Origin of the sequence: Pseudomonas lini (genome assembly GCF_030812475.1) — a bacterium.
Taxonomy (GTDB): Bacteria; Pseudomonadota; Gammaproteobacteria; order Pseudomonadales; family Pseudomonadaceae; genus Aquipseudomonas; species Aquipseudomonas lini_A.
The window spans coordinates 86,423-112,063 of record NZ_JAUSSR010000014.1; the positions used below are offsets into that span (position 1 = coordinate 86,423).

General features: G+C 61.6%; 24 protein-coding genes. 12 read left to right on the top strand and 12 right to left on the bottom strand.

The annotated features are described in order from the left end of the window. Positions 1-18 precede the first annotated feature (18 nt). Positions 19-348 carry a hypothetical protein gene (locus tag J2W17_RS24525; protein ID WP_307340703.1) on the bottom strand — a complete coding sequence of 110 codons (330 nt, stop codon included), beginning with the start codon at positions 346-348 and terminating at the stop codon, positions 19-21. A 214-nt stretch (positions 349-562) separates the two neighbouring features. Here J2W17_RS24525 and J2W17_RS24530 point away from each other — a divergent pair, with 214 nt between their 5' ends. Next, a complete protein-coding gene (locus J2W17_RS24530) occupies positions 563-1,228 on the top strand; it encodes a COG3650 family protein (RefSeq protein WP_307340706.1) in 666 nt (221 codons plus the stop codon). A gap of 95 nt (positions 1,229-1,323) precedes the next feature. Next, on the top strand, positions 1,324-2,937 hold the full coding sequence (locus tag J2W17_RS24535) for an NAD(P)/FAD-dependent oxidoreductase (RefSeq protein WP_307340707.1): 1,614 nt from the start codon (positions 1,324-1,326) through the stop codon (positions 2,935-2,937). Positions 2,938-3,071: 134 nt separating this feature from the next. Here J2W17_RS24535 and J2W17_RS24540 read toward each other — a convergent pair whose 3' ends face one another. Further along, positions 3,072-4,166: a PLP-dependent cysteine synthase family protein gene (locus J2W17_RS24540; protein ID WP_307340711.1), complete on the bottom strand. Its 1,095-nt coding sequence runs from the start codon at positions 4,164-4,166 to the stop codon at positions 3,072-3,074. Positions 4,167-4,404: 238 nt separating this feature from the next. Between J2W17_RS24540 and nhaA the strand changes: the two genes are divergently transcribed. Further along, entirely contained in the window at positions 4,405-5,592 is a 1,188-nt protein-coding gene (nhaA, locus tag J2W17_RS24545) for a Na+/H+ antiporter NhaA (protein ID WP_307340714.1), read from the top strand. A gap of 74 nt (positions 5,593-5,666) precedes the next feature. Here the strand turns inward: nhaA and J2W17_RS24550 are convergent, their stop codons facing one another. Further along, positions 5,667-6,131, bottom strand: coding sequence for an outer membrane lipoprotein (locus J2W17_RS24550; protein ID WP_064676178.1), 465 nt, complete (start codon positions 6,129-6,131; stop codon positions 5,667-5,669). Positions 6,132-6,300: 169 nt separating this feature from the next. Here J2W17_RS24550 and J2W17_RS24555 point away from each other — a divergent pair, with 169 nt between their 5' ends. Then, a complete protein-coding gene (locus tag J2W17_RS24555) occupies positions 6,301-6,537 on the top strand; it encodes a hypothetical protein (RefSeq protein WP_307340722.1) in 237 nt (78 codons plus the stop codon). A 5-nt stretch (positions 6,538-6,542) separates the two neighbouring features. Here J2W17_RS24555 and pdxH read toward each other — a convergent pair whose 3' ends face one another. The 5 genes from pdxH to dinG all read right to left on the bottom strand — a co-directional run bounded on the left by pdxH (position 6,543) and on the right by dinG (position 14,559). Continuing rightward, entirely contained in the window at positions 6,543-7,190 is a 648-nt protein-coding gene (gene pdxH, locus J2W17_RS24560; RefSeq protein WP_307340724.1) for a pyridoxamine 5'-phosphate oxidase, read from the bottom strand. 24 nt (positions 7,191-7,214) lie between these two features. Next, entirely contained in the window at positions 7,215-8,306 is a 1,092-nt protein-coding gene (locus tag J2W17_RS24565) for an OmpA family protein (protein ID WP_307340726.1), read from the bottom strand. Between the two features lie 119 nt (positions 8,307-8,425). Then, positions 8,426-9,571: a serine hydrolase domain-containing protein gene (locus J2W17_RS24570; RefSeq protein WP_307340728.1), complete on the bottom strand. Its 1,146-nt coding sequence runs from the start codon at positions 9,569-9,571 to the stop codon at positions 8,426-8,428. A 237-nt stretch (positions 9,572-9,808) separates the two neighbouring features. Further along, a complete protein-coding gene (locus tag J2W17_RS24575; protein ID WP_307340730.1) occupies positions 9,809-12,319 on the bottom strand; it encodes a beta-agarase in 2,511 nt (836 codons plus the stop codon). Positions 12,320-12,414: 95 nt separating this feature from the next. After that, the gene (dinG, locus tag J2W17_RS24580; RefSeq protein ID WP_307340733.1) at positions 12,415-14,559 is read right to left on the bottom strand and encodes an ATP-dependent DNA helicase DinG; all 2,145 of its coding nucleotides are present in this window, start codon (positions 14,557-14,559) and stop codon (positions 12,415-12,417) included. A 99-nt stretch (positions 14,560-14,658) separates the two neighbouring features. On the opposite strand from dinG, the gene J2W17_RS24585 reads away from it, so the two are divergent. Then, complete coding sequence (locus tag J2W17_RS24585; protein ID WP_307340736.1) at positions 14,659-15,123, top strand: CopD family protein; 465 nt, start codon at positions 14,659-14,661, stop codon at positions 15,121-15,123. 90 nt (positions 15,124-15,213) lie between these two features. Here the strand turns inward: J2W17_RS24585 and J2W17_RS24590 are convergent, their stop codons facing one another. The 4 genes from J2W17_RS24590 to J2W17_RS24605 form a co-directional block, all read right to left on the bottom strand. Next, positions 15,214-15,972, bottom strand: coding sequence for a collagen-like triple helix repeat-containing protein (locus tag J2W17_RS24590; protein WP_307340739.1), 759 nt, complete (start codon positions 15,970-15,972; stop codon positions 15,214-15,216). Further along, complete coding sequence (locus J2W17_RS24595) at positions 15,965-16,243, bottom strand: DUF1145 domain-containing protein (protein ID WP_307340742.1); 279 nt, start codon at positions 16,241-16,243, stop codon at positions 15,965-15,967. Before J2W17_RS24595 ends, J2W17_RS24590 begins: the two co-directional genes overlap by 8 nt. A gap of 145 nt (positions 16,244-16,388) precedes the next feature. Next, a complete protein-coding gene (locus J2W17_RS24600; RefSeq protein ID WP_307340745.1) occupies positions 16,389-17,102 on the bottom strand; it encodes an OmpA family protein in 714 nt (237 codons plus the stop codon). 90 nt (positions 17,103-17,192) lie between these two features. Continuing rightward, entirely contained in the window at positions 17,193-17,888 is a 696-nt protein-coding gene (locus J2W17_RS24605; protein ID WP_307340748.1) for an OmpA family protein, read from the bottom strand. 191 nt (positions 17,889-18,079) lie between these two features. On the opposite strand from J2W17_RS24605, the gene J2W17_RS24610 reads away from it, so the two are divergent. From J2W17_RS24610 to J2W17_RS24640, 7 genes are all read left to right on the top strand, one after another. Then, a complete protein-coding gene (locus J2W17_RS24610; protein WP_307340751.1) occupies positions 18,080-18,577 on the top strand; it encodes a DUF6231 family protein in 498 nt (165 codons plus the stop codon). 4 nt (positions 18,578-18,581) lie between these two features. Next, positions 18,582-19,058 (top strand): YchJ family protein, encoded by a 477-nt coding sequence (locus tag J2W17_RS24615; protein WP_307340753.1) that lies wholly within the window; start codon positions 18,582-18,584, stop codon positions 19,056-19,058. Between the two features lie 34 nt (positions 19,059-19,092). Continuing rightward, the gene (locus tag J2W17_RS24620; RefSeq protein ID WP_307340755.1) at positions 19,093-19,587 is read left to right on the top strand and encodes an LEA type 2 family protein; all 495 of its coding nucleotides are present in this window, start codon (positions 19,093-19,095) and stop codon (positions 19,585-19,587) included. Beyond that, positions 19,584-19,793 carry an SEC-C metal-binding domain-containing protein gene (locus J2W17_RS24625; RefSeq protein ID WP_064676164.1) on the top strand — a complete coding sequence of 70 codons (210 nt, stop codon included), beginning with the start codon at positions 19,584-19,586 and terminating at the stop codon, positions 19,791-19,793. The genes J2W17_RS24620 and J2W17_RS24625 overlap by 4 nt, the downstream gene beginning before the upstream one ends. Before the next feature lie 265 nt (positions 19,794-20,058). Then, complete coding sequence (locus J2W17_RS24630; protein ID WP_307340762.1) at positions 20,059-22,509, top strand: penicillin acylase family protein; 2,451 nt, start codon at positions 20,059-20,061, stop codon at positions 22,507-22,509. Between the two features lie 191 nt (positions 22,510-22,700). Further along, on the top strand, positions 22,701-23,738 hold the full coding sequence (locus J2W17_RS24635) for a ligase-associated DNA damage response exonuclease (RefSeq protein WP_307340765.1): 1,038 nt from the start codon (positions 22,701-22,703) through the stop codon (positions 23,736-23,738). Then, a complete protein-coding gene (locus J2W17_RS24640; RefSeq protein ID WP_307340767.1) occupies positions 23,735-25,423 on the top strand; it encodes an ATP-dependent DNA ligase in 1,689 nt (562 codons plus the stop codon). Before J2W17_RS24635 ends, J2W17_RS24640 begins: the two co-directional genes overlap by 4 nt. Positions 25,424-25,641 lie beyond the last annotated feature (218 nt).

A 25,641-nucleotide genomic window follows, 5' to 3' on the forward strand; every position in this document is an offset into this window, starting at 1 on the left:
CGCTGGCTCAGCGTCGCGCTAGGGTGTCGAAGGTTCCAGCAGCGTGGGGACCAGATCGCGGGCAATGTCGCGCGGTACGGATATCATCAGCCCCGGGCCTTCGACCACCGATTGTATCGTCGCAGTCGACACCAGTACGCCGTTAATGACCAGCCGCAAGGGTTGATGCATCGCCTGACGCGTCACCTGCGCCAAGCGGCGTTGTGCTTCCGGCGCCAGCGTGACATCAAGCCCGATGGACTGTGGGTTTGCATTGTCTGCCGTCCTGAGTTGCAGGCTCATCTGCGTGAAGTCGTTGACGGATGAAAACGAGATGTCTGCCGCCAGACACGGCAGTGCTGCAGTCATTGCCAATGCCCCGAGTAGCAGCCTTCCTGATCCAGGCATAAGTTTCTCCCGACAGTAAAGGCTGAATATTAAGTCCAAACAGCTTGTGTTCTAAAGTCAGAAATACCGCTGGATGTTACTTGCACCGGCATCGACCCCTCGACAAGGCCAATTCATGGGTTGTGATGAACGGTCAGGCTGAGTAACGTGGCGGCACTTGTCAGGAGACCCGAAAATGCGTGTTGCCCGTTCCTTGCTGCTTATCGCCATGCTCCCACTGTTCGCCGCCTGCCAACTGCTCGATGGCCCTGGTGAAAGCACCTCCCTCGCCGGGCAAACCCGCATGCAGGGCCAACTGACGGCGGCCGACGGCAAGCTGTTGTTCCAGCCGTGCAATGAGCAACGCAGTTACGTGGTCAACGACGCCGGCGGCACCAGCGTCCTGCAAGAGGCCGCCACGCTGGCCGATTCCCGGGGCAAATTGTTCGCCGACGTGCGTGGCCGTATCGTTGCCGATGGCGCCGATCACCGACTCGATCTGCAGCAGTTGTACCGCGTCGAACGCTCGGGCACCGCCTGCGATGATCCCGACTTCAAGAAATCGATTCTGCGCGCTGCCGGCCACGGTCCCGAATGGAACGTGAAGGTCAGCGCCAAAGGCATGATCATCGACCGCGTCGGTCAGAAGCCGTTGGCGTTGCCGTACGTTGAAGAACAACTGGGCGATGGTCGCTTCAACCTCAGCAGCGAAGCCAATAACCAGCACATTGAATTGTGGGTCGCGCCGCAACGTTGTGTCGACAGCAAGACCGGCAGTGTCCAGCACATGAGCGCCGAACTGCGCATCGACGGCAAGGTTCAGCGCGGCTGCGGGTATTTCGGCGGATCCCGGGACGACTGATCGTTTAAGCCTCACGGGAATGCGCCTTTGGGGCTTATAATCGCCGGTTTCATACGCCTTGGCGCAGTTGTGCGCCCCGCGAACCGGATCCCGTCATGTTACGAATCACCGAACTCAAGTTGCCGATCGACCATCCCGATGAAGACCTGCGCCCTGCCATCGTGCAGCGCCTGGGGATCGCCAGTGATGACCTGCTCGATTTCACCTTGTTCAAGCGCAGCTACGATGCACGCAAAAAGTCTTCCGAACTGTGCTTCATCTACACCATCGACCTCAACGTTCGCGACGAGGCGGCGGTGCTGCACACCTTCGCCGATGACCGTAACGTCAACGTGGCGCCGGATGTCAGCTACAAGCCGGTTGGCCAGGCGCCGGCCGATCTGCAGCAACGCCCGATCGTCGTCGGTTTCGGGCCGTGCGGGATTTTTGCCGGGCTGCTGCTGGCGCAGATGGGGTTCAAGCCGATCATCCTCGAGCGCGGCACCGAAGTGCGGCAACGCACCAAGGATACCTGGGGCCTGTGGCGCAAGAACGTGCTCAACCCCGAGTCCAACGTGCAGTTCGGCGAGGGCGGCGCGGGAACGTTCTCCGATGGCAAGCTCTACAGCCAGATCAAGGACCCGAAGTTCATCGGGCGCAAAGTCCTGCACGAGTTCGTCAAGGCCGGCGCGCCGGAAGAAATCCTCTACGTCAGCAAACCGCACATCGGCACATTCCGCCTGACCGGTGTCGTGGAAAACATGCGTGAGCAAATTCGCGCCCTCGGCGGCGAAGTGCGCTTCCAGCAGCGTGTCACCGAGGTCTTGATCGAGGATGGCCAACTGGTCGGCGTCGAACTCAACGGCGGCGAGCAGATCCATTCGAAACACGTGATTCTCGCGCTCGGCCACAGCGCCCGGGATACGTTCCGCATGCTTCACGCCCGTGGCGTGTTCATGGAAGCCAAGCCGTTCTCGGTGGGTTTCCGCATCGAACATCCTCAATCGCTGATCGACCGTGCGCGCCTGGGCAAGTACGCCGGCCACCCGAAACTCGGTGCCGCCGACTACAAACTGGTACACCACGCCAGCAACGGCCGTTCGGTCTACAGCTTCTGCATGTGCCCGGGGGGTACCGTGGTGGCGGCGACGTCCGAGCCGGGTCGGGTGGTTACCAACGGCATGAGCCAGTACTCGCGCAACGAACGCAACGCCAACTCCGGGATCGTTGTTGGCATCACCCCGGAAGTTGATTATCCGGGTGGCCCGCTGGCCGGGATCGAGTTGCAGGAACGCCTGGAATCCCATGCCTATGTGCTGGGCGGCAGCAACTACGAAGCGCCGGCGCAACTGGTTGGCGACTTCATCGCCGGCAAACCCTCCACCGAGCTGGGCAGTGTCGAGCCGTCCTACAAGCCGGGGGTCGCCTTGGGTGATCTGGCGCTGGCCTTGCCGGCGTTTGCCATCGAAGCCATCCGCGAAGCCTTGCCGGCGTTCGAGAAGCAGATCCGTGGCTACTCGCTGCACGACGCGGTATTGACCGGGATTGAAACGCGAACTTCATCGCCGCTGCGGATTACCCGTAACGAGTCGATGCAGAGTTTGAACGTGAAGGGCCTGTTTCCGGCGGGTGAAGGCGCGGGTTATGCGGGCGGGATTCTGTCGGCGGGTGTCGATGGGATTCGGATTGCGGAGGCGGTGGCGCGGGATATCCTCGGCCTCGAGAACTAACGCTCGCCCCCTGTAGGAGCGAGCTTGCTCGCGATGGTCTCAAAGGCGCCGCGTTTATTCAGAAAAAACGCGTTATCGTTAACGTCCATCGCGAGCAAGCTCGCTCCTACAGGGTCATCAGTGTTTGCAGGGACTCAGATATTGGCGCGGAGTATGGTGTCCGGCAGCGGCTCGCCGCGCTCGACACTCGTCGCCACCGCAGCCATCAAACCACTCAACTCATACCCCTGGGCCTTGAGCCAATCCTGATCGTAATAGGTGGTCGCATAACGCTCGCCGCCATCACACAAAATCGCCACGATCGACCCCGACTCCCCCGCCTCTACCATCTGCCGCGCCGCCATCAAGGCGCCAATCAGGTTGGTCCCGCTCGATCCGCCAACTCGCCGCCCCAACCGCTGCGCCAGGTAATGCATGGCCGCCAGCGACAGGGCATCCGGCACCTTGACCATCGCATCGATCACCTTGGGTAAAAACGACGCTTCCACCCGGGGCCGACCGATGCCTTCAATCCGCGAACCGTGATCCAGGCGCAGGCTGGCGTCGCCCGTCAGGTAATAATCAAAGAACACCGAACGCTCGGCATCGGCGCACAGCACGCGGGTGCGATGCTGACGATAACGCACGTAACGACCGAGGGTCGCCGTGGTGCCACCCGTACCGGGACTGGAGATCAGCCAGCTCGGTTCGGGGTGTCGTTCGAAACGCATCTGCTGGAAAATCGATTCGGCGATGTTGTTGTTGGCCCGCCAATCGGTAGCGCGCTCGGCGTAGGTGAATTGGTCGATGAAATGCCCGTCGTGCTCGCGCGCCAGGCATTCGGATTCGGCATAAATCTGCGTCGGATCGTTGACCAGGTGACTCTTGCCGCCGTAGAAGCCGATCTGCTCGATCTTCTCTATGGAGGTGCTCGCGGGCATCACCGCAATGAAGGGCAAGCCCAGCAAGCGGGCGAAGTACGCTTCGGAAATCGCCGTCGAACCACTGGACGCCTCGATCACCGGTGCACCGGGTTTGAGCCAGCCATTACATAGCGCATAGAGGAACAACGAGCGCGCCAACCGGTGTTTCAGGCTGCCGGTGGGATGGCTGGACTCGTCCTTGAAATACAGCTCGATGCCTGGCAAACCCGGCAGCGGCAACGGGATCAGATGGGTGTCGGCACTGCGCTGGAAATCGGCTTCGATGATCCGGATGGCTTCACGGGCCCACTGTCGGTTGTCGCTCATGGTGGTTTTCTCGTTCAGTCGGCCTCTTTCAAGGCTCAAATGACAAGCTTAGGAAGAATCCTACATCACGCACAGATACAGCTGAGGTTCAATACACCTGGCAACTGCTAGGCTCAGCACCGTATTACCCATTAGCCCTGCAACGCTATATAACAAAAAAGAATATAACTTTTGTTTTAACAACTAACGGTACGGGTTAGGGTGTGCCACCTTTTGAATTCATCGATGGAGAGCGACCTTGCCTCTGCGTAGCACTTTCACGCGTTTCTTTCAGTTGGAAGCTGCCAGCGGTCTGTTATTGATCGCCGCTGCGGCCCTGGCTTTGATCATCAACAACTCCCCGCTGTCATGGCTCTACAACGGCCTGCTGGACACCCCCGTGGTCGCCCAGATCGGCGCGCTGAAAATCGCCAAGCCCTTGCTGCTATGGATCAACGACGGCCTGATGGCCATGTTCTTCCTGCTGATCGGCCTGGAAGTGAAGCGTGAAGTGCTCGACGGCCAGCTGTCCCGGCCATCACAGATCGTCCTGCCCGGCGCCGCCGCCATTGGTGGCATGGTGGTACCGGCGCTGATCTACTGGTTCCTCAACCGGGATAACCCGCCGGCCCTCAGTGGCTGGGCCATTCCGATGGCCACCGACATCGCCTTCGCCCTTGGCGTGCTCGCCCTGCTGGGCAAGCGGGTGCCGGTGTCGCTGAAACTGTTCCTGATGACCCTGGCGATCATTGACGACCTCGGCGCCATCATCGTCATCGCGATCTTCTATTCAGGCGCGTTGTCGACCCTGTCACTGGCGCTGGCGGCAGCCTGCATCGTGGCGCTGATCGCGATGAACCGGCTCGGCGTGGTCAAGCTCGGGCCGTACATGATCATCGGTCTGATCCTGTGGGTCTGCGTGCTCAAGAGTGGCGTCCACGCAACCCTGGCGGGCGTGACCCTGGCTTTCTGCATTCCGCTTCGCACAAAAAATGCCGAACCTTCGCCGCTGCTGACCCTGGAGCACGCCCTGCATCCCTGGGTGGCCTACGGCATCCTGCCTCTCTTCGCCTTCGCCAACGCCGGCCTGTCCCTGACCGGCGTCACCGTTGAAAGCTTCACCCACGATGTACCGATGGGCATTGCAGTCGGCCTGTTGCTGGGCAAGATGCTTGGGGTGTTCGGCCTGACCTGGCTGGCGGTGAAAATCGGCATCGCCACCCTGCCCCAAGGCGCCAACTGGGGCCAGGTGATGGGCGTGGCGATCCTCTGCGGCATCGGTTTTACCATGAGTTTGTTTGTCGGCTCCCTGGCGTTTGTGCCGGGTGCCAGTGAATACGCCGGGATGGATCGGATGGGGATTCTGACGGGGTCGATACTGGCGGCGGTGATCGGATATGCGGTGACGGCGATGGCGAGTCGCAAGCACGCCCCGCGAGCGGCTTAGCGCATACAAAAAACGCCCAAAACAAAAAACCCCGACCAGTCACCTGATCGGGGTTTTCTTTTGCCTCGTCCGGCTTAGTGCGAAACGCGGCTCGTACCATCCACCGTGGCAATTCGCACACGTTCACCGACGCGGAACACTTCGTTTTCCTGAACCTGTTGCACGTAGGCGCGCATGCTGCCGTCGTCTTCACGGACGGTGATTTCCACGCCCTGAGTGCGGGTCAGGCCTTCTTCGGTAGCGGAACCGAGCAGACCGCCCGCCACTGCGCCGATCACGGCGGCGACAATGCTGCCGCGACCACCGCCGATGGCACTACCGCCGACACCACCCACGACTGCGCCTGCTGCGCCGCCGATCGGGGTCTTGGTGCCTTCGATTTTTACCGGACGCAATGCTTCAATGGTGCCCATGCGAATCGTCTGTACACGACGCGCTTCGTCACGGGAGTAAGAGTCACCGGTCAGGTTCGATTGGCAGCCAGTGAGCAACATCGCCATGGTGGAAAAGGAAGCAACCAACAGAACAGACTTACGCATAGCATCAACTCCAAAAAGACAGGTAATCATTAAACTCCGCAGCTTGACGCCTGTCACGGCATCGCCCGGATAAAATTGGTTTCATTCAGTTCCGGTACAGTCGCCGTCGCGAACTCACCACACACTAGCGGCAAATTCAGGGGCCTGCCCCGCTGATTCAAGGATTGTCATGGATTACTTCATCATTGTCGTCACCACTGTTGCCGGTCTGTACTTCCACTGGTGGCTGTACGTGCGGATCAAACGCTGGATGGACCGCGACCTGGCGTTGGCCCTGGCGGGCAGCGACGAGCATAAAAAAGCCTTCATGCTTCAGGAATTGGCTAACGCCCGGGCGCAGAAGATCAAGCGTCGGGACCTGCCCCAGTGGCTGGAAGCCGCTGCGGCAGGCTATCCCGGTCGGTAGACTGCTCAGGGTGCCAGGCGTTCAAGAATCCAGTCGGCGTCCTGCAAACGGTAGTTGAGGCGATCGTGCAGACGGCTCGGACGGCCCTGCCAGAATTCGATGCGCTCAGGCAACAGGCGATACCCACCCCAATGCTCGGGACAGTGCGGCTGAGTGTCGCTGAAGCGTTGCTCGGTGTTCTTGAGCAAGGCTTGCAATTCGTCACGACCAGCAATCACCCGACTTTGCGGTGAAGCCCAGGCACCGAGCCGGCTGCCCAGCGGCCGGACTTGGTAGTAGGCGTCGGACTCCTGGGGCGTGACCTTCTCCACCCGCCCTTCGATGCGCACCTGGCGCTCCAGGGCCGGCCAGAAAAAGGTCATGGCGGCGAAGGGGTTCGCCGCCAGGTGCTGCCCCTTGGCGCTGTCGTAGTTGGTGAAGAAGGTGAAGCCCTGCTCGTCCAGCCCCTTGAGCAGCAGAATGCGGCAATGCGGCCTACCGTCCTGATCGACGGTGGCCAGGGTCATGGCGTTGGATTCCACCGGCGCCTGTTCGGTTTTCACCGCGTCGGCGAACCACTGATGGAACAGCGCAAACGGCTCGGCCGGGGCTTGCGCCTCGGTCAGGCCGTCCCGGGTGTAGTCGCGACGCATATCAGCCAGGCCCTTGGTCATGGCGCATTCCTTTTGGTTAACGAATCACTTTTTTGCAGCATCGGCAGCGGCGACTTTCTTGTCGGCGGCTGCGGCTTTGGCCGGCGCGGTCTTCTTCGCCGGAGTCTTGGCCGGTGTTTTCCTGGCTGGCGCCTTGGCAGCTTTCTTGGCCGGTGCCTTCTTCGCTGCAGGGACTGCCGCTTTCTTCGCCGCGGGTGCAGGGGTAACCGGCGCGACCACAGGCTTGACGTCCTGGGCAGCTACCAGGCGCACTGGCGCCGGCGCCGGCATGTTGTATTTGCTTAGCAGCGCCACCATGGTGTTCTGCGGGGTCACCAGCAGTTCCACGCGACGGTTCAGGGCACGGCCTTCATTGCTGTCGTTGGCAGCACGCGGGGCTTCGCCGCCCATGCCGCGCAGCATCAGGCGATCACGCTGCAAGCCGCTGAGACGGAAGATCGCGGCCACGGACTGGGCACGCTCCTGGCTCAGTTTCACGTTGGCCGGTGCCGCGCCCGAGCTATCGCTGTGACCGAGCACCAGCACGGCAGTCTTGGGATCGACTTCGAGGATTTTTGCAACGCGGGTGAAGGGACCGAGGGTGACCGGCAGCAGCATCGCCGGACGGTCAGGGTTGAACGAACCTTCTACCGGCGCGGTGACCACCAGCACGTTTTCACGACGCTCCAGTTGCAGATTGCTGTCCTTGATCGCCGCGCGCAGGCGTGGCTCGTAGTCGTCAAGCCAGGCCTGAGTGACTTTTGGATCAGGCATCGGCACGGCTTTGGCGGTGCTTTGATCCTTGCCACCGAATGGCCACCACCATTTGCCCCCTGCATCGGCCTGTGCCTTGGCCACTTCGACAGGTTTGGCTTCAGGTTTTACCTCTGGCTTTTTATCCAGCACCTCTTCGGAGCCAAATGGCCAGTACCATGGATTGGAGCTTTCAGCCTTGGCCACCGGCGCGGTTGCGGCAGGCTTCAGAGGGGCCGGTGCTGATGCCGAATCTTTGGTGGCGACTTTGTCGGACGAGCCGAACGACCACCAGCTGCTGCCATCCGAGTCATTTTGTGGAGTTTGTGCACAACCGGTGATGGCGAAGCACAGGGCCAAGGCGAACGTTTTATTTGATGACATTGGATTTCCACAAAATGAAGAAATGAAAAAATAAGGCCGGTTAAAAAAAACCCGGATAAACAGACGCTTTGAAAACATAAAGGCCTTTGGGTTCCGGCCCTGGAACCCTTAAGCAGGTTTTACAGACAAGTGGCCAGTACCCGTGCCAGCTTTTGCGCCCGTGGATCCATCAAGACGTAAGGTCCCAGGGTGTTTGTCACAAAACCGAAGGCTACGTCGTATTCCGGATCGGCAAAACCGATGGAACCGCCCGCCCCCGGATGGCCGAAGGCGCGAGGGCCGAGGCCGTAGGTCGCGTTGGCGACGTCCGGCTGATCAAGCATGCAACCCAGGCCGAAACGGGTCCGGGTCAGTAAAGTCTTGTCTTCGCCAAGGCTGTGTTCGCGAGTCAGCTCGTCGAGCATTTCGCTTTCCAGCAGGCTGCCGTCGAGCAGACCGGCGTAGAACCCGGCCAGGCTGCGGGCGTTGCCGTGGCCATTGGCGGCCGGCTGTTGCATGCGGCGCCATTCCGGTTTGTTGGTGCTGGTCATGATCGACGGCGGGTTGGTGAACGCCCGCGTGCTCATGGCCGTCGGTTCGCGCATCGTCACTTGCAGCAGACGCTGGGCCGCGGCGTCGCCGACGTTACCCTTGCCGCGGGCGATGTGCGCCACGCGGTGAAATTCTTCGTCCGCCAGGCCGACATGGAAATCCAGCCCCAACGGCTTGGCAACGCGCGCCACGATGGACTCGCCCGGCCCACGACCGTCGGCACGCCGCAGTAGCTCGCCGACCAGCCAGCCATAGGTGATCGCGGCGTAACCGTGACCTTCCCCCGGCGTCCACCAGGGCGATTCGGCGGCCAGGGCATCGACCATGGTTTGCCAGTCGTACAGCGCTTCGGGCGCCAACGGCTCACGCAGCGCTGGCAGACCGGCCTGGTGACAGAGCAACTGGCGCAGGGTCACGGCCCCTTTGCCGGCGGCGGCGAACTCGGGCCAGTAGCGGGCAACCGGAGCATCCAGTTGCAGCTTGCCTTCAGCGACCAGTTGCAGGGCGGTCACGGCGGTAAAGGTCTTGGTGCAGGAGAACAGGTTGGCCAGGGTGTCGCTGTGCCAGGCTTCGGCACCATCCTTGTCGGCGCTGCCCGCCCAGAGATCGACCACGGTCTCGCCGCCGACCTGGATGCACAACGCGCCGCCACGTTCCTGGGGATCGTCGAACAACGCCGTGAACCCTTCACGCACCGCTTCGAACTTGAGATCGTAATAACCCTGAATCAGCACCCGCAACTCCCCTGGATAAACGCACTACAAAGTGGCCCGCATTGTTCCAGCCATTGAGGCTTTTGGGAACAGGGGCGGGCCGGGCGGTCGCTGTCCATGGCATGGATCAGAAATTCATGGCGTCCTACCGGACGCCTTCGCGAGCAAGCACGCTCCCACATTGGATCTGAGTCACACCAAGATCCCCTGTAGGCGCTGGCTCGCCAGCGAAAAACGAGTAACGCGGTGTATCAGGACTCAGTGTCCATCCCCGGAATGCCCACCCGCCTGACCGGCGCCCTGCTCCGGCCCCTTGCCGGCATCACCCTGCCTGCCGCCCTCGACATCCTGGCTGACTTTCTCCGTTTCCGCCGTGACCTTCCCCGCCTCTTTACCCAATTGATCGACAATCGCCAGGTTACTCTTGCGCACAGTGTCGACGAACCCCTGGAACGGCAGATCGGTGATGCCCACCAGACCAAAGTGACCGTTCTCACCGTCCTGCAGACGCCCGGTCACCGGTTGATCGAGGTATTGGAACCAATGCACCCCGACAATCGACGGTTCCTTCATCGCCTGTTTGAGGAAGTTCGCATAGGCCGGCCCACGGTCTTCTTCTTTGGCCAATTGCGTCACGCCACCCCAGAACGGTCCGCGGTCCGTGGAGCCGACGTTGAATTCGGTGATCAGCACCGGCTTGTCCAGACTGCGCAACACGGCGAAGTCATAGCCATCCTGCGGTTGCAGGGTGTACATGTTGAAGCTCAGCACGTCGCAATACTGGCCGCAGGACGCTACGGCTTCCGGGGTGCTGACGGCGAAGCGGCCGCCCAGCAACAGCTGATTCGGCGCATGCCACTTCAGCGAATCGGAAATGGTCTTGAAGTAGGTGTCGGCGAAGACCTTCTGGAAATACTTGAAGTCGGCTTCGATTTCCGGGTGCTCGGCGCTCGGCAGTGGCGGTACGAAGCCCGGGTCTTCCATCAACTCCCAGGCCGGCAGCTCAATGCCCCAGGCTTTGGACAGGCCTGCCTGGTTGCGGTATTTGTCCCGCAGCTGCTTGAGGAACGCGCGTTTGGCTGGCACGTCGGTGGTCATTTTCAAGGTGCCATAGGCCAGGGCGTAACGGGCTTTCGGGTCGTCGCCGGGACCGGCCCAGGCCAGTTCGTTATCGGCGAAATAGCCGATCAGCCATGGATCGTCGCGATGGTCGCGGGTTGCGATGGCCACGGCACGTTCGGTGGCCATGGCGAACCGCGGATCGAACGGATCGGGCATGCCACCCCACCAATCATTGCCGGTGCTGATACTGGCGTAATCGCCGACGATCGACAGTGGCAAGGTGTACGGCACACGGTCGGCGTTGGCCAGTACCGGAGCACTCCAGTTACCCACGGTGTTGAAACCCCAGGCCTGGAGGCGGTCCAGCGCCTGGTTGGCCCATTGCTGTTCATTTATCACGGCTTTGCAGGGCTCGGCGGCCGTCTGTTCAGCGGGTTGTACGACTGTCGCCACGGCGTCTGACTTGGCCGCCTCGGCTACACCGGCCTTGGACTCGGAAGCCGGGGCAACGGGTTGTTCAGCGGCCTTGTCGACCGTCGCCTCGAGCGCGTCGGCCTTGGCCGCCTCGGCAACCCCGGCCTTGGTATCGCTGCCCAGGGCGCAAGGTTCGCCATACAGGCGCTGCAGATTGGCCCCATAGAAGTCGTACCAGCGACCGGCGTTATAACCACGGCCCTGATCGGCACCATTGCCGCCGCGGTTATCGCCTTCACCATAGTGGTTGGCCAGCACTTCGTCGGGCTTAGGCAGGGATTCGAACATCCATTCTCGACCGGCGATGTAGGTCCGATTGACGTCCGGCGTCACGCTGTTGACACCTAGCGAGTAGAACGGATGGCCTTCCGGGGTCACCAGATACCAGCGACCGTCACGTTTCTCTGTGCGGAAAAAGCCACTGGCCTTGAAGGCCGGACCTTTTTCCCAGCCTCCAAACCTGTCCAACGGGGCTTTCTGATGCTCGGCGAGCCAGGTTTTCAGTTGTTGCTGCTCCTTGGCCGCAGCGCTTTTCAGTTGTTCATCGTTGCTGATTTTCTCGGGCCATTTGGCTCGGGTGGATTGCCCATAAGCGTCCACCAGGCCGCCATAAGCCGCTTTGGTCACCGCCTCGCTTTCCTGCACGCCGAACCGCTCGAGCAGGATGCTCTGGGCGACTTTCGGCTGATCCATCGACAAGGTCACCGACACCACCTGGCTGCGTTCCAACTCTCCCGCGCTGCTGGCCAGCAATACGCGCTGACCGTCAAAGGTCATCGGCATCGGCGGCCCGGCTTTCATCCCCAGGCTCAACGGCGTAAACGGCTGCAGCGGCACCAGCAAGGTTTGCGCAGGGCCAGCAGGCAAATCGACGCGACTGACCAGGGTCTTGCCGTCGTTGCTCTGGATTTTCACGTTCAGGGTCACGGCCCAATTCATCGCGCTTTGAATCCGCAGGCTCATGAAACCCGACTGCGACCAGTCCCAGGCACCGGTTTGCGGGCTCAGGCGCAAGGTCGGTTGGACTGCCGGGTTGAACGTCACCCGGCGCAACACCTCGCCTTCGGCGGTTTGTTCGGCGTTGGATTGCGGCAGGCTGGCATCCTGAGTCGCCACCTGGACCACATCGGCGGGGCGCACAAAGTTAAACAGCGTCTGTTGGCCAGCAGGCGCCGCCAGTACAGGGGCTGCAAACATCAGGGCAAAAACGGCAGGCAACGAGCGGCGAATCATGAGAACGAAATTCTCCCTAACGACCCTTAATGGGCCAATGGAAAAGCGATGGTAGAGAGATAGACAACGCGGCGGGCAAAATTGCCCACCGGTGTTTAGGAAATTTCGCGCCGGAAAGGTGGCAACGCATTGAGGATCGCCTTGCCGTAGCGCTGGGTGACCAGGCGCCGATCGAGCAAGGTGATGGTGCCGCGATCCTCTTCGGTCCGCAGCAAGCGACCACAGGCCTGGACCAGTTTCAGCGAGGCATCCGGCACCGAGATTTCCATGAACGGATTGCCGCCCCGAGCCTCGATCCATTCGGCCAGGGCCGCTTCGACCGGGTCATCGGGTACCGAGAACGGAATCTTGGCGATCACCACGTGTTCGCAATACGCACCGGGCAAGTCGACCCCCTCGGCAAAGCTCGCCAGGCCGAACAGCACGCTGGAATCCCCACCGTCGACCCGCGCCTTGTGCTTGTTCAGGGTTTCCTGTTTCGACAGGTTGCCTTGAATGAACACTTGTTTGCGCCAGTCGCGATCCAGGCCGTCGAACACGTCCTGCATCTGTTTGCGCGAGGAGAACAGCACCAGCGTGCCCCGGGAACCTTCCACCAGCGCCGGCAAGTCACGGATGATCGCCGCGGTGTGGGCCGGTGCGTCACGCGGATCGGCCTTCAGGTCCGGCACCCGGAGAACGCCGGCATCAGCGTGGTGAAACGGGCTCGGGACCACGGCGGTGACGGCTTTTTTCGGCAGCCCGGCGCGCATGCGGAAGCGGTCGAATGTTCCGAGGGCGGTCAGGGTCGCGGAAGTCACCAGCGCGCCGTACGCCACGTTCCACAGATTGCGTCGGAGCATTTCGGCCGCAAGAATCGGGCTGGCGTTGACCTCGATGTCGAACAGCGAACCGCTTTCAGCCAGGGTCAGCCACCGGGCCATGGGCGGATTGTCTTCCGGGTCCTCGACGGTGAAGGCGGTCCACAGCTCCCAGTTGCCCGAAGAACGGGACAACAGGCTGCCGAACAGCGGATACCACTCTTCGGCCTGGTTGCTGGCGATGCCGATGTTGACCTCGCCGTCCATGCCTTCCTTGAGCAGTTCGGTCAGACGGGTGAACAGGTCGGTCAGACGGGCAAAGGCTTTCTTCAGCTCGATGCCCATCTCACGCATGTGCTCGGGAATCACCCCACCGACGAAACGGTGGCGCGGCCGTTCGCGGCCTTCCACGTCTTCGCCCGGTTTGAAATCGGCGACCTGTTCGCAGGCGGTGAACATGAACTGCTGCTGGGTCTTGATCTCCCGCGCCAGCTCCGGCACCTGTTCGATCAACTTGCCCAGATCCCCGGGCAACGGGTGCTGGGCCAGCAATTTGGTCAGGTTCTTGGCGGTGGTTTCCAGCCAGTCGGCGGTGGAGCGCAGGCGCGTGTAGTGGGCGAAATGGCCGATGGCCTTGTCCGGCAGGTGATGGCCTTCGTCGAATACGTAGATGGTGTCGCGCGGGTCCGGCAACACGGCGCCGCCGCCCAGGGCCAGGTCGGCCAGCACCATGTCGTGGTTGGTGACGATCACGTCGACCTTGCCCATGCCTTCGCGGGCCTTGTAGAAGGCGCACTGGCCGAAGTTGGGGCAATGGCGGTTGGTGCACTGGCTGTGATCGGTGGTCAGGCGCGCCCAGTCGGCGTCTTCCAGGGCGGTTGACCAACTGTCGCGGTCGCCGTCCCATTTATTTCCGGCGAGCTTCTCGATCATGCTGGTGAACAGCTTCTGGCTGGCTTCGTCGACCTCGATCTTGAAGCCTTCTTCTTCGAACAGCTGCGCCGTGGCGGTTTGCGCCTGGCCTTCCTGCAGCAGCATGTCGAGCTTGGACAGGCACATGTAGCGCCCGCGCCCCTTGGCCAGGGCAAAGCTGAAATTCAGACCGCTGTTGCGCATCAGGTCGGGCAGATCCTTGTAGACGATCTGCTCTTGCAGGGCCACGGTGGCCGTGGCGATCACCAGGCGTTTGCCGGCAGCCTTGGCCGTGGGGATGGCCGCGAGGCTGTAGGCCACGGTTTTACCTGTACCGGTGCCGGCTTCCACCGCGACAATCGCGGGGTCGCCACTGCGCCGGCCTTCGTCGTCGGTGTCGATGGCACCGAGGACCTTGGCAATTTCGGCGATCATCAGGCGTTGTCCGTAGCGCGGCTTGAGGCTCTTGGCTTCGAGAAAACGCGAATAGGCGCCCTGGATCGTGGTTTTGAGTTCGGTGCTGATCATGAATTGTCGGGCGCAAAAAACGCTGGATAAATTTTCAGTGGTTCGGTTCGGTCGCTATCATACCCCGCTAATTAATCCCGCGCAGAACGGAGTACCTCAATGACACCTTTTGGCATCGTTTATACCCTGCATGTCCTGTCCGCCCTGGTTTGGGTCGGCGGCATGTTTTTCGCCTGGATGGTCTTGCGCCCCGCCGCGATGAAGGCACTGGAAGGTCCGGCCCGGTTGAAACTGTGGGTTGAAGTGTTTCAAGGGTTTTTCCGCTGGGTCTGGGTGGCGGTGGTGCTTTTGCCTATCAGTGGCGTGGGCATGATCCATCTGCAATACGCCGGGTTTGAAACCGCGCCACGTTATGTGCAGGTGATGATGGGATTGTATGTGGTGATGACTGCGTTGTTTATCCGGATTCAGGCGTTGATGTTGCCCGAGTTGCGCGTTGCGGTAACGGCGCAGGATTGGCCGACGGGGGCTGCGGTGCTGGGAAGGATTCGCCGGTTGGTGGGGATCAATCTGATCGTCGGGTTGGTGTTGGTGGCGATTGCTGCGGCGCGGCCGATGTTTTGAGGTGGCTGGTCTGACGTCATCGCGTGCGATGCGGCGATCCGACTTGCCCGCGATGACAACCGATCAGACGACACACATCTCAGGAACGGATTACAACCGCTGGACCGTCACCGAACCTTCCGCCCCCGCAGGCCCCGGCTGACCATCAGCCCCAGGATGCCCGCCCTTGCCGCCATCGGCCTCATACACCAGGCAGCCCTTGGCCTTGCCACCCGCCCCCGGCTTGCCACCAGGGCCAGCCAGACCACCGGCACCGCCGGCGACCTGGACCTTGATCTGTTCCGCCGGATAATCGCGCGGCACTTCCAGCCGGACCAGCGCACCGGGAGCCCCCGGCTGGCCGTCGGCGCCATTGCTGCCATCGGCTCCGCGACCCGCCTGGCCCCAGGTGCACCCCGGCGCCTGCCCGTTGGCCCCATCCAGCCCGACAAAACCCGGTGCGCCGGCGCCGCCGCGAGCATCTACCGACAATTGCGGCGCATTCAGCGCCTTGATATGTAAAGTCAGGTTACGCCCGGAACGGGCAGCCTTGAGGTAGGTCCCGGGCGCACCGCGAGCGGTAATCTGGCTGCCTTCGGCCAATTGGGCACGGCTGACGTTAAGCGCCAGCGCCTGTTCGCCGGGTACGATCGCGATCCGCGCTTCACGCCCCAGGTGAAGTTGATCGACCGTCACTTGCGTCACGTTCGAGGGGATCAGCAAGGTGCCGTAATCGGCCACTTCCAGGCGTTCCAGGTGCAAGGTGCTGGCGGTGTTGGGCAAGCGCATCAGTGAGTTGGTTTCAACGCTTACCACCTGAGCGCAAGCCAGTGGGCTGACGAGTGCGGCGAGCAGACAGAGTTTACGCATGGGAAGCCTTCGATACGGCAGGAGCCGGGATGGTTTGCAGGTGGTAGACACCGAAAAAGAGGATTTTCAGGCGATCACGCCAAGGGTGGGCGCGCCCTCTGAGGCTGCGAAAGCAGAACACCGCCTCCAGCAGATGAAGGCCTGCCAGCAGGCTGCCAGCCACATTGACCAACAGGTGCAGCGGATAGACAAACGGCATGAGCAGGTTGACCAGCACCACCAGCCAGAAGAGCAGGGTCAACAGCTTCCCCAACCACCAGAACACCTTCATACGCGCCCCCGTTGAGAATTATTCTTTGCACGCACAGTAACGGCTTCCACGCGGGATAAGCCAGAGGGCAACGGAAAATTCTTCATGAAGGTGCCCAATGGCCGCCGGACTCCGTGATGGCTGTCCGACGGCTCTGTTACGGGCCTCAGCGATTGATGTGCAACTCCACGCGACGGTTTTGCGCGCGCCCTGCGTCTGTTTCGTTATCGGCCACCGGCTCAAGCTCGCCACGGCCTTCGCTGGTGAGTTTGTTTGCCGCCAGGCCCCGGCTCAACAGATAGTCCGCCACGGCACTGGCACGACGTTCCGACAGTGCCTGGTTGTAGGCTTCCGAGCCTTTGCTGTCGGTATGACCGATCACCTTGATGCTCACCACATCGGCGCCCTGCAGTTTGCTCATCAGCGAATCCAGCTTGCTCTGCGCGGAAGGTGTCAGGTCCCAATGGTTGAAGGCGAACAGCACGTCGTCTCTGAGGACGATGACTTCGGCGCGAACCGGTTCAACGGGTTTCACGCTGGCCGGATACTGGGGCAACGGGCAACCGTGATGCTCGACGGGCGTATTGGCCGGCGTATCAGGACAGCGATCGCGTCGATCGAAAACACCATCTTCGTCTTCGTCGCCATCCTGGGCATAACAGATCAAACCACCGGTGAGGATACCGAGCGCCGCTCCACCGGCCGCCCAACCGCTACTTTGCAGAGCGCCCAGGCCACCACCCACCAGCCCGCCGATCACACTGCAGATTGGCCAGGTTCGTTGATTCAAGGGGGCGGTGCCATCGCTGTGAGTAGCGCAACCGGTCAACACGCTGCCAAGCAGCAGAACCGGCAAGACGGTCCTTGTGAGAACACTCATGGTGAAAACTCCTGTGTTACCGGCCGATGCCGGTTACACAGGAGTAAAGACCCGCATCCGCGACTGCACAAGCCGCGGAATGCGAGGGGTCTAGCGGTTGATTTTGATCTCGGTGCGACGGTTCTGTGCACGGCCGTCAGCGGTTTTGTTATCGGCCACCGGCTGGCTTTCACCGGCACCGGCCACGGACACGAAGCTGCTGCGCGGTACCCCTTGGGAAATCAGGTATTCGACCACCGAATGCGCACGACGATCCGACAGTTTCTGGTTGTAGGCATCACTGCCGACGCTGTCGGTATGACCGGTGACGGTCAGTTGGGCAGTGGAGGCCTCCTGTTTCAGGCGAGTGGCGATCGTGTTCAGTACCTCTTTATCGGAAGGGGTCAGGGTGGCTTTGTCGAACTGGAAATGAACATCGCGGATAACGATGACTTCTTCCTTGACAACAACGGCCTCTTCAACCACTGGTGCAGGCACCGGTGGCGGGCAACCGTCGGCATCGACCTGCACGCCTCGAGGCGTACCCGGGCACTTGTCGCGGCTGTCCGGCACACCATCGCCGTCTTCGTCGCCATCACCGTGAACCCAGCAATAGGCCGCAGCCGTGCCGCCGATCAGCAGCGCGCCATAGCCTGCCCATGCCGAACTCTCGGTTGCGCCGAGACCCGCACCGACGACACCACCGACCGCCGCACAGGTCGGCCAGTCGGTTTTCTGCAAACCTGCGCAACCAGTCAACACACTGGTTAGCAGAACCAAGGGTAATGCTGTCCGAACTATGCTCATCTAGTTATCTCCTGAGGGATCGGCTTGAAGACCGATTCTAGGGAGTAAAGACCCCCCTTTTAATCTCCGCCAGCAATAGGCCGGTGCAGTTTTCTCCCGTGTTCGCGGCTGATCGACGCTTTTGACCCTATCAGGCTCTATATATGGACGTGCGGGCAGGCTAGTCTTGGCGCTCTGATTGAGGATCTCCGATGATTGCAGGTATTTCTCCGCGCACGCCCCAGCAGGCGCTGGCCGCATTGCTCGATCGTTACGCCCCGGCGCGTCTGTTGCTGATTGGCGCCAGCGAATTCCCCGCGCTTGAAGCGTTCAAGCTCGCCCACCCGGACACCTGCGTGGCCCATGCGGCCCCCGGCCCTTTGCCGGACGAACTGGCGGCTCGCCGGTTTGACCTGGCGCTGGTGGTCGATTGCCTGGAACATTTGCCCAAGCGCGATGGCCTGAACCTGTTGGGCGGGATACGCAACCTCAACGCCAGCCGCATCGCGGTGCTGGCGGACTTGCCGGCCAGCGGCTGGCAAGAGACCGACTTCTTCTCCCTGGCCCTGCAAGCCAGCGAACGCTTCCAGCGTGACGAGCAGGTGCTGACCCTGTTCACTTATGATCTGCTGGACTACAAACAAGTCCCCGACTGGCTCAATTCGAGGTTTTGGGCCAATCCGGAAAACTTCGGGAAATATTGGTGGTAAAGCAATGAGTACATCCATTTGCCCCTGCGGCAGCGGCACCCTGCTTGATGCCTGCTGCGGTCATTACCATGCCGGGCATCCGGCGCCCTGTGCCGAAGCCTTGATGCGTTCGCGCTACAGCGCCTATGTGCTGGGCCTGATCGATTACCTGGTGGCGACGACCCTGCCCGCGCAACAGGCAGGCCTTGATCGGCAGTCCATCAGCGACTGGAGCGCCCGAAGCACCTGGCTGGGCCTGGACGTGGAAAGCGCCGAGGTCCTGGGCGGCCAGCCGGAACATGCATTCGTCACCTTCACGGCGCGCTGGCACGATGGCGGCGGCGAACACAGCCACCGCGAACGCTCGTCGTTCGTGCAGAACGCCGGCCGCTGGTACTTCATCGATCCCACCGTGCAACTCAAGGCGGGGCGCAACGATACCTGCCCGTGCGCCAGCGGGCAGAAGTTCAAGAAGTGTTGCGCGGGGTATTTCGCTACTTGAGGGGCTAGACTGGAGTTCAAGGGAGAACACGACCATGATCACCCGACGACTCGTACTTTATCTATTTACGCTGCTCCTGTTTTCGGGGCTCGGCGGCTGCGTGTCATGGTTCAGCGACGACGGACCGGAGCCAGAGGTGCATCTGGTCAAGGTCGAAGTCGTCCAGGCCAAACTGATGCAGCAACGATTCCTCCTGTACTTTCGCGTCGACAACCGCAATGACAGCGATCTGACGGTGCGCGGCCTCGAGTACCGGATTCACCTGGGCGACATGCTACTGACCGAAGGCGAGCACGAACACTGGTTTACGGTCGGTCCCAAGCGCAGCGCGTACTTCAAGGTGCCGATCCGCACCAACCTGTGGCCCAAGGTCCGGGACGTGGTGAAATTGCTGAAGAAACCCGATCAGCCCATCCCCTATCGACTGGAAGGTGAAATGGAAACCGGTTTATTCATCGCGCACTACGTGCACCTGGCGCGCAATGGCGTGATAATCCCCGCCGATTTAATTCCGGAGCAACTTCGATGACCCAGCAACCCCATGTTCATGGCCCAGACTGCAACCACGATCATGACCATCACGAGCACCATGATCACGACCATGGTCATGTCCACGGCCCGAACTGCGGCCACGCCCACCAGGAACCAGTGCGTAACGCCCTGAAAGACGTTGGCCGCAACGACCCTTGCCCCTGCGGCAACGGCAAGAAATTCAAGAAGTGCCACGGGGCTTGAGAACAGCGGATCGGTGAACGCCGCCAATCCCGTGTAGGAGCCGGCTTGCCGGCGAAGACGCTGGCACAGTCGGTAGAGGTGTTGACTGACAGATCGCTTCGCTGGCAAGCCAGCTCCTACAGGGGATCTTCAGTGAACGCCAACATCCCGCGGGCTGCTCACTTTGCGTTTGGCAGATAAATCCTGAAACAAGCTGCTTGCGCGCCCACCTCCTGCTCACTAACGTAGCGCCTTTAATGACGCTACCCCCCGCAGGAGCTTTGCCATGGCCTCGCCAGCCCTCTCACATTTTCTTCCCCGGTTCGGCGTTGCCGCAGCAGTGGCCGGTGTCTTGGGCCTGACCGGTTGTCAGACCACAAACACCCGGGACACCCTCCCGCCGACCGTTGGAGTACAGCCGCTCAAAGGACTGGCGCAGAACGTTTCGGTGCGGCGCAATGCCATGGGCGTGCCGTTGATCGAAAGCAACAGTTTCCATGACGCACTGTTTTCCCTCGGTTATGTACACGCCACGGACCGCGTTGCTCAAATGGTGACCCTGCGCCTGCTGGCCCAGGGCCGTCTGGCGGAGATGTCCGGGCCGGACCTGCTGGACGCCGACCGCTACATGCGCGCGGTCAATCTGAAGAAAAGCGCCGATGAGCTCTACAAAGCGTCTTCGCCGCGGCTCAAGCGCTTTTTCGAAGTCTATGCCCGTGGCGTCAACGCCTACCTGTTCCGCTACCGCGACAAGCTGCCGGCGGACCTCGCCGCCACCGGCTACAAACCGGAATACTGGAAGCCGGAAGACTCGGCGCTGATGTTCTGCCTGTTGAATTTCAGCCAATCGGCCAACCTGCCGGAAGAAATTGCCTCGCTGATGCTGGCGCAGACCGTCAGCACCGACAAACTGCCTTGGCTGACACCCTCCGCCCCCGATGAAAAACTGCCGGTGGCCGAAGCCGAAAAACTGCAGGGTATCAAGCTCAACGGGCAGGTTCCCGGCCTGGCTGACATCAGCAAGGCCACCCACCAACTGTCCGAACTGAACCTGCTGGGCGCCACTTCATCGAACAACTGGGCGATCGCCCCCCAACGCAGCCGCAGCGGTAAAAGCCTGCTGGCCAGCGACAGCCACGGATCGCTGGGCGTGCCGTCGTTGTTCAGTTACGTACAGATTCGCGCGCCCAAGTATCAGGCTTCCGGCGTCACCCTCGCCGGCTTGCCGATGGTGCTGGGCGGTTACAACGGCAAGGTGGCCTGGAGCATGGCCTCGGTCATGGGCGATAACCAGGATCTGTTTCTGGAAAAAATCAAACGCCAGGGCAATGGTCTTGCCTACGAGGTCGGCGGCAAATGGCAGCCGGTGATCGTGCGCAACGAGAGCTATTTCGTCAAAGGCCAGCGTTCGATTCGCGAGGCGGTGTACGAAACCCGCCATGGCCCGCTGCTCAACAGCGCCCAAGGCTCCGCGCTGGCCAACGGCTTCGGCCTGGCCTTGCAGACGCCGAGCTTCACCGACGACAAGACCCTGGATGCGTTTTTCGACCTGTCCCGGGCGCAGAACGTCGAAAAAGCCTCGGATGCCAGCCGGGAGATCCGCGCCATAACGCTGAACCTGGTCTTTGCCGACGCCCGCAATATTGGCTGGCAGGTGACCGGCCGCTACCCGAACCGTCGCGAAGGCGAAGGCCTGCTGCCCTCCCCGGGCTGGGAAGGCCGTTACGATTGGGACGGTTACGCGGATCCGATGCTGCACCCCTACGACCAGGACCCGGCCCAAGGCTGGCTCGGCACCGCCAACCAGCGAGTCATTCCCCACGGCTACGGCATGCAACTGTCCAATTCCTGGGCGGCACCGGAACGCGGCGAACGCATGGCCGAACTGGCTGGCGCGGGCAAACACGATGTCCGCAGCGCGATTGCCATGCAATACGATCAGACCACCACCTTCGCCGCCAAGCTGAAGAAAATGTTCCAGGCGCCCGGCATGGCCCAACCGCTCAAGCAAGCCATCGACGCGCTGCCGGAGGCCGATCGGGGCAAGGCGCGCGAAGCGTACACCCGCTTGATGGCATTCGACGGCAAGCTCAGCCCCGGCTCCGCCGACGCGGCGATCTACGAACTGTTCCTCCAGGAAAGCACCGGGCAGATCTTCCTCGACGAACTGGGCCCGGACAGCAGCGCGGCGTGGAAAGCCTTGATCGCCAATGGCAAGTTGTCCTACGCCGCCCAGGCCGATCATCTGTTGGGCCGTGAGGACAGTCCATTCTGGGATGACGTTCGCACGCCACACAAAGAAGACAAACCGGCGATCCTCGCTCGCAGTCTCGCGGCAGCTATCAACGCAGGCGACAGTCTGCTGGGTGGCGATCACAAAGCATGGCAGTGGGGCAAATTGCACCGCTACGAATGGAAGAATGCCAGCGGCCAGACCGTGCGCGGCCCACTGCCGGCTGGAGGCGATCACACCACCCTCAACACGGCGGCGTTCACCTGGGGCCAGGATTTCAATACCACCCTGGCACCGACCGTGCGCCTGATCGTCGACTTCGGCCAGGCCGAACCGCTGATGGGGCAGAACAGCACAGGCCAGTCCGGCAACCCGGCGAGCCCCAATTACCTGGACAGCATCGATCCGTGGCTCAAGGGCCAGTACATGAGCTTGCCGATGCAGCCGCAGAACTTTGACAAGGTGTATGGGAGCAAGCGGTTGACCCTGACGCCGGGTAAATAACCCTATCCCATGTGGGAGCGGGCTTGCTCGCGAATGCGGTCCGACATTCACCAATGATGTCGACTGACACACCGCTTTCGCGAGCAAGCCCGCTCCCACATTGGAATGTCACTTGCCCACTAAATCCCGATAGAACTTCTCGCCTCGCGCCAACCTCATAGCTAACAAATCCCCCATTTTTGGTAACAAATATGGACCTTGTTATCGCCCGCCCCGAAGGTCTGTACTGCCCCGCCGGGGATTTCTACATCGACCCCTGGCGTCCGGTCGAACGGGCGGTCATCACCCACGCCCACGGCGACCATGCCAAAGGCGGCAACCAGCACTATCTGGCGGCGGCTCCCGGCGAAGGCATCCTGCGCGCGCGCCTGGGGGTGGATATCAATCTGCAAACCCTGCCTTACGGCCTGCCCCTGACTCACCACGGCGTGACCCTGAGTTTTCACCCCGCAGGGCATGTGCTCGGTTCGGCCCAGGTACGGCTGGAATATGGCGGCGAAGTCTGGGTTGCCTCGGGGGATTACAAGATCGAGCCTGACGGCACCTGCGCCCCGTTCGAACCCGTACGCTGCGACACCTTCATCACCGAATCGACCTTCGGCCTGCCGATCTATCGCTGGCAACCCCAGGCGCAGGTGTTTGCCGAGATCAATCAGTGGTGGCAAGCCAACGCCGCCGCCGACAAGGCCAGCGTGCTGTTCTGTTACTCCTTCGGCAAGGCGCAACGGATTCTCCACGGTATCGACGCCAGTCTTGGCCCCATACTGGTGCATGGTGCGGTAGAGCCATTGAACCGGGTGTATCGCGAGAGCGGTGTTTATCTACCGCCAACGATCTACGCCGGCGAGGTGAAAAAGAGCGACCCCATGATGCGCAAGGCGTTGGTGCTGGCCCCGCCGTCTGCCGGCGGCAGCACCTGGATGCGCCGCTTCGGTGACTACAGTGACGGCTTTGCCAGCGGTTGGATGCGCTTGCGCGGTACTCGTCGGCGGCGCGGCGTGGACCGCGGCTTTGTCTTGTCCGACCACGCCGACTGGCCCGGCCTGCTGTGGGCCATCGAGCAAACCGGTGCCGAACGGGTCATGGTCACCCACGGCTCGGTCGGGGTATTGGTGCGCCACCTGCGCGAGCTAGGACTCGATGCGCAAAGCTTCAATACCGAGTACGGCGACGACGAGGAAGAAAACCCGGTCATCGAGGAGCCGGACATCGCCGAGGTGCTGACATGAAGGACTTCGCCCTGTTGTACGCCGAGCTCGACGCCACCACATCGAGCAACGCCAAACTGGCGGCGATGCAACATTATTTTGCTGAAGCTGCACCGGAAGATGCAGCCTGGGCGGTTTACTTTTTGTCCGGTGGACGCCCCAGGCAATTGGTGCCGGTGCGTATCCTGCGCGAAGTGGCGGTGGCGTTTTCCGGTCTGTCGGTGTGGCTGTTCGAGGAAAGTTATCAGGCCGTCGGCGATCTGGCGGAAACCATCTCGCTGGTGTTGCCAGAAACGTCCCACAGCTCAACAGACGGATTGGCGGTGTGGATTGAAGACAAATTGTTGACACTGCGTGGCGCGCCACCGGAAGTGCTCGCCGAACGGCTTCCCGGACTCTGGTCGCAACTGGACCGCCCAAGCCTGATGCTCTGCATCAAACTGATCACTGGCAGCTTCCGGGTCGGCGTCTCCAAGTTGCTGGTGACCCGGGCCCTGGCCTCCATGGCGCACCTCGATAGCAAGCGCGTGGCGCAGCGGCTGGTGGGGTATACCGACCTGTCCCACCGTCCGAGTGCGGCCAGCTACTTGAAGCTGATCGCCGCCGAATCGGCCGATGAGCACGCCCAACGGGGTGGCCAGCCCTATCCGTTTTTTTTGGCCCATGCGCTGGCACAGCCGGTCGAACAGTTCGAAGCCCTGCTCGGACCCGCCAGCCACTGGCAAGTGGAATGGAAATGGGATGGCATCCGTGCCCAGGTGGTCAAGCGCGACGGTCGACTCTGGATCTGGTCCCGTGGTGAAGAATTGGTCACCGAGCGCTTTCCCGAACTCGAGAACCTGGCACACGGCCTGCCTGACGGCACGGTGATCGACGGCGAGATCGTTGCCTGGAAAAGCGCACGCCCAGGCACCGAGGACGCCTTCGATCCACAGGCGCCAGCCGCACCCGCGGTGCAACCGTTCGCCCTGCTGCAACAGCGGATCGGTCGCAAGACCCTCGGCAAGAAAATCCTCGACGAGGTGCCGGTGGTCGTTCTCGCCTATGACTTGCTGGAATGGCAAGGCGAAGATTGGCGCAATCACCCTCAGGTCACACGTCGCACTCAGCTGGAACAGGTGATCAGCGCCTGCGCCAACCCCGTCCTGCTGCCGTCGCCCGTGCTCACGGGAGAAGACTGGTTCGACCTCGCCCGGCAACGGGAAGCCTCCCGCAGCCTGGGTGTCGAGGGCATGATGCTCAAGGCCCGGGATGCGTTATATGGGGTCGGTCGGACCAAGGACATGGGCGTCTGGTGGAAATGGAAAGTCGACCCGTTCAGCGTCGATGCCGTGCTGATCTATGCCCAGCGCGGCCATGGCCGCCGGGCCAGTCTCTACAGCGATTACACCTTCGCCGTCTGGGACGGCCCAGCCGATGCCAGCGAACGCACGCTGGTGCCCTTCGCCAAGGCTTATTCGGGACTGACGGATGAAGAAATGCGCCAGGTCGACAGCATCGTGCGCAAGACCACGATAGAGAAGTTCGGGCCGGTGAGCAGCGTGAAACCGAGCCTGGTGTTCGAGTTGGGGTTTGAGGGGATTGCCCTGTCCAAGCGTCATAAAAGTGGCATTGCCGTGCGGTTTCCACGGATGTTGCGCTGGCGGCAGGACAAGACCGTCGAAGAAGCGGACCACCTCGGCACCCTGCAGGATCTACTGAGTTGACGCGGTCCCCTGTAGGAGCTGGCTTGCCAGCGAAGCACTTGAAAGCACCGCGTTAATCCAGCAACAACCTGTCATCGTTAACGTTTTTCGCTGGCAAGCCAGCTCCTACGAAGAGCAAGCCATGAACACCCTTGGTGCAGCCTTTTCCCGGCGCCCGTTTTAGTGCATAAATCCCTCCCCGACATTTCTTGAGCTACCTTTTAAACGCTTGTTCGGGA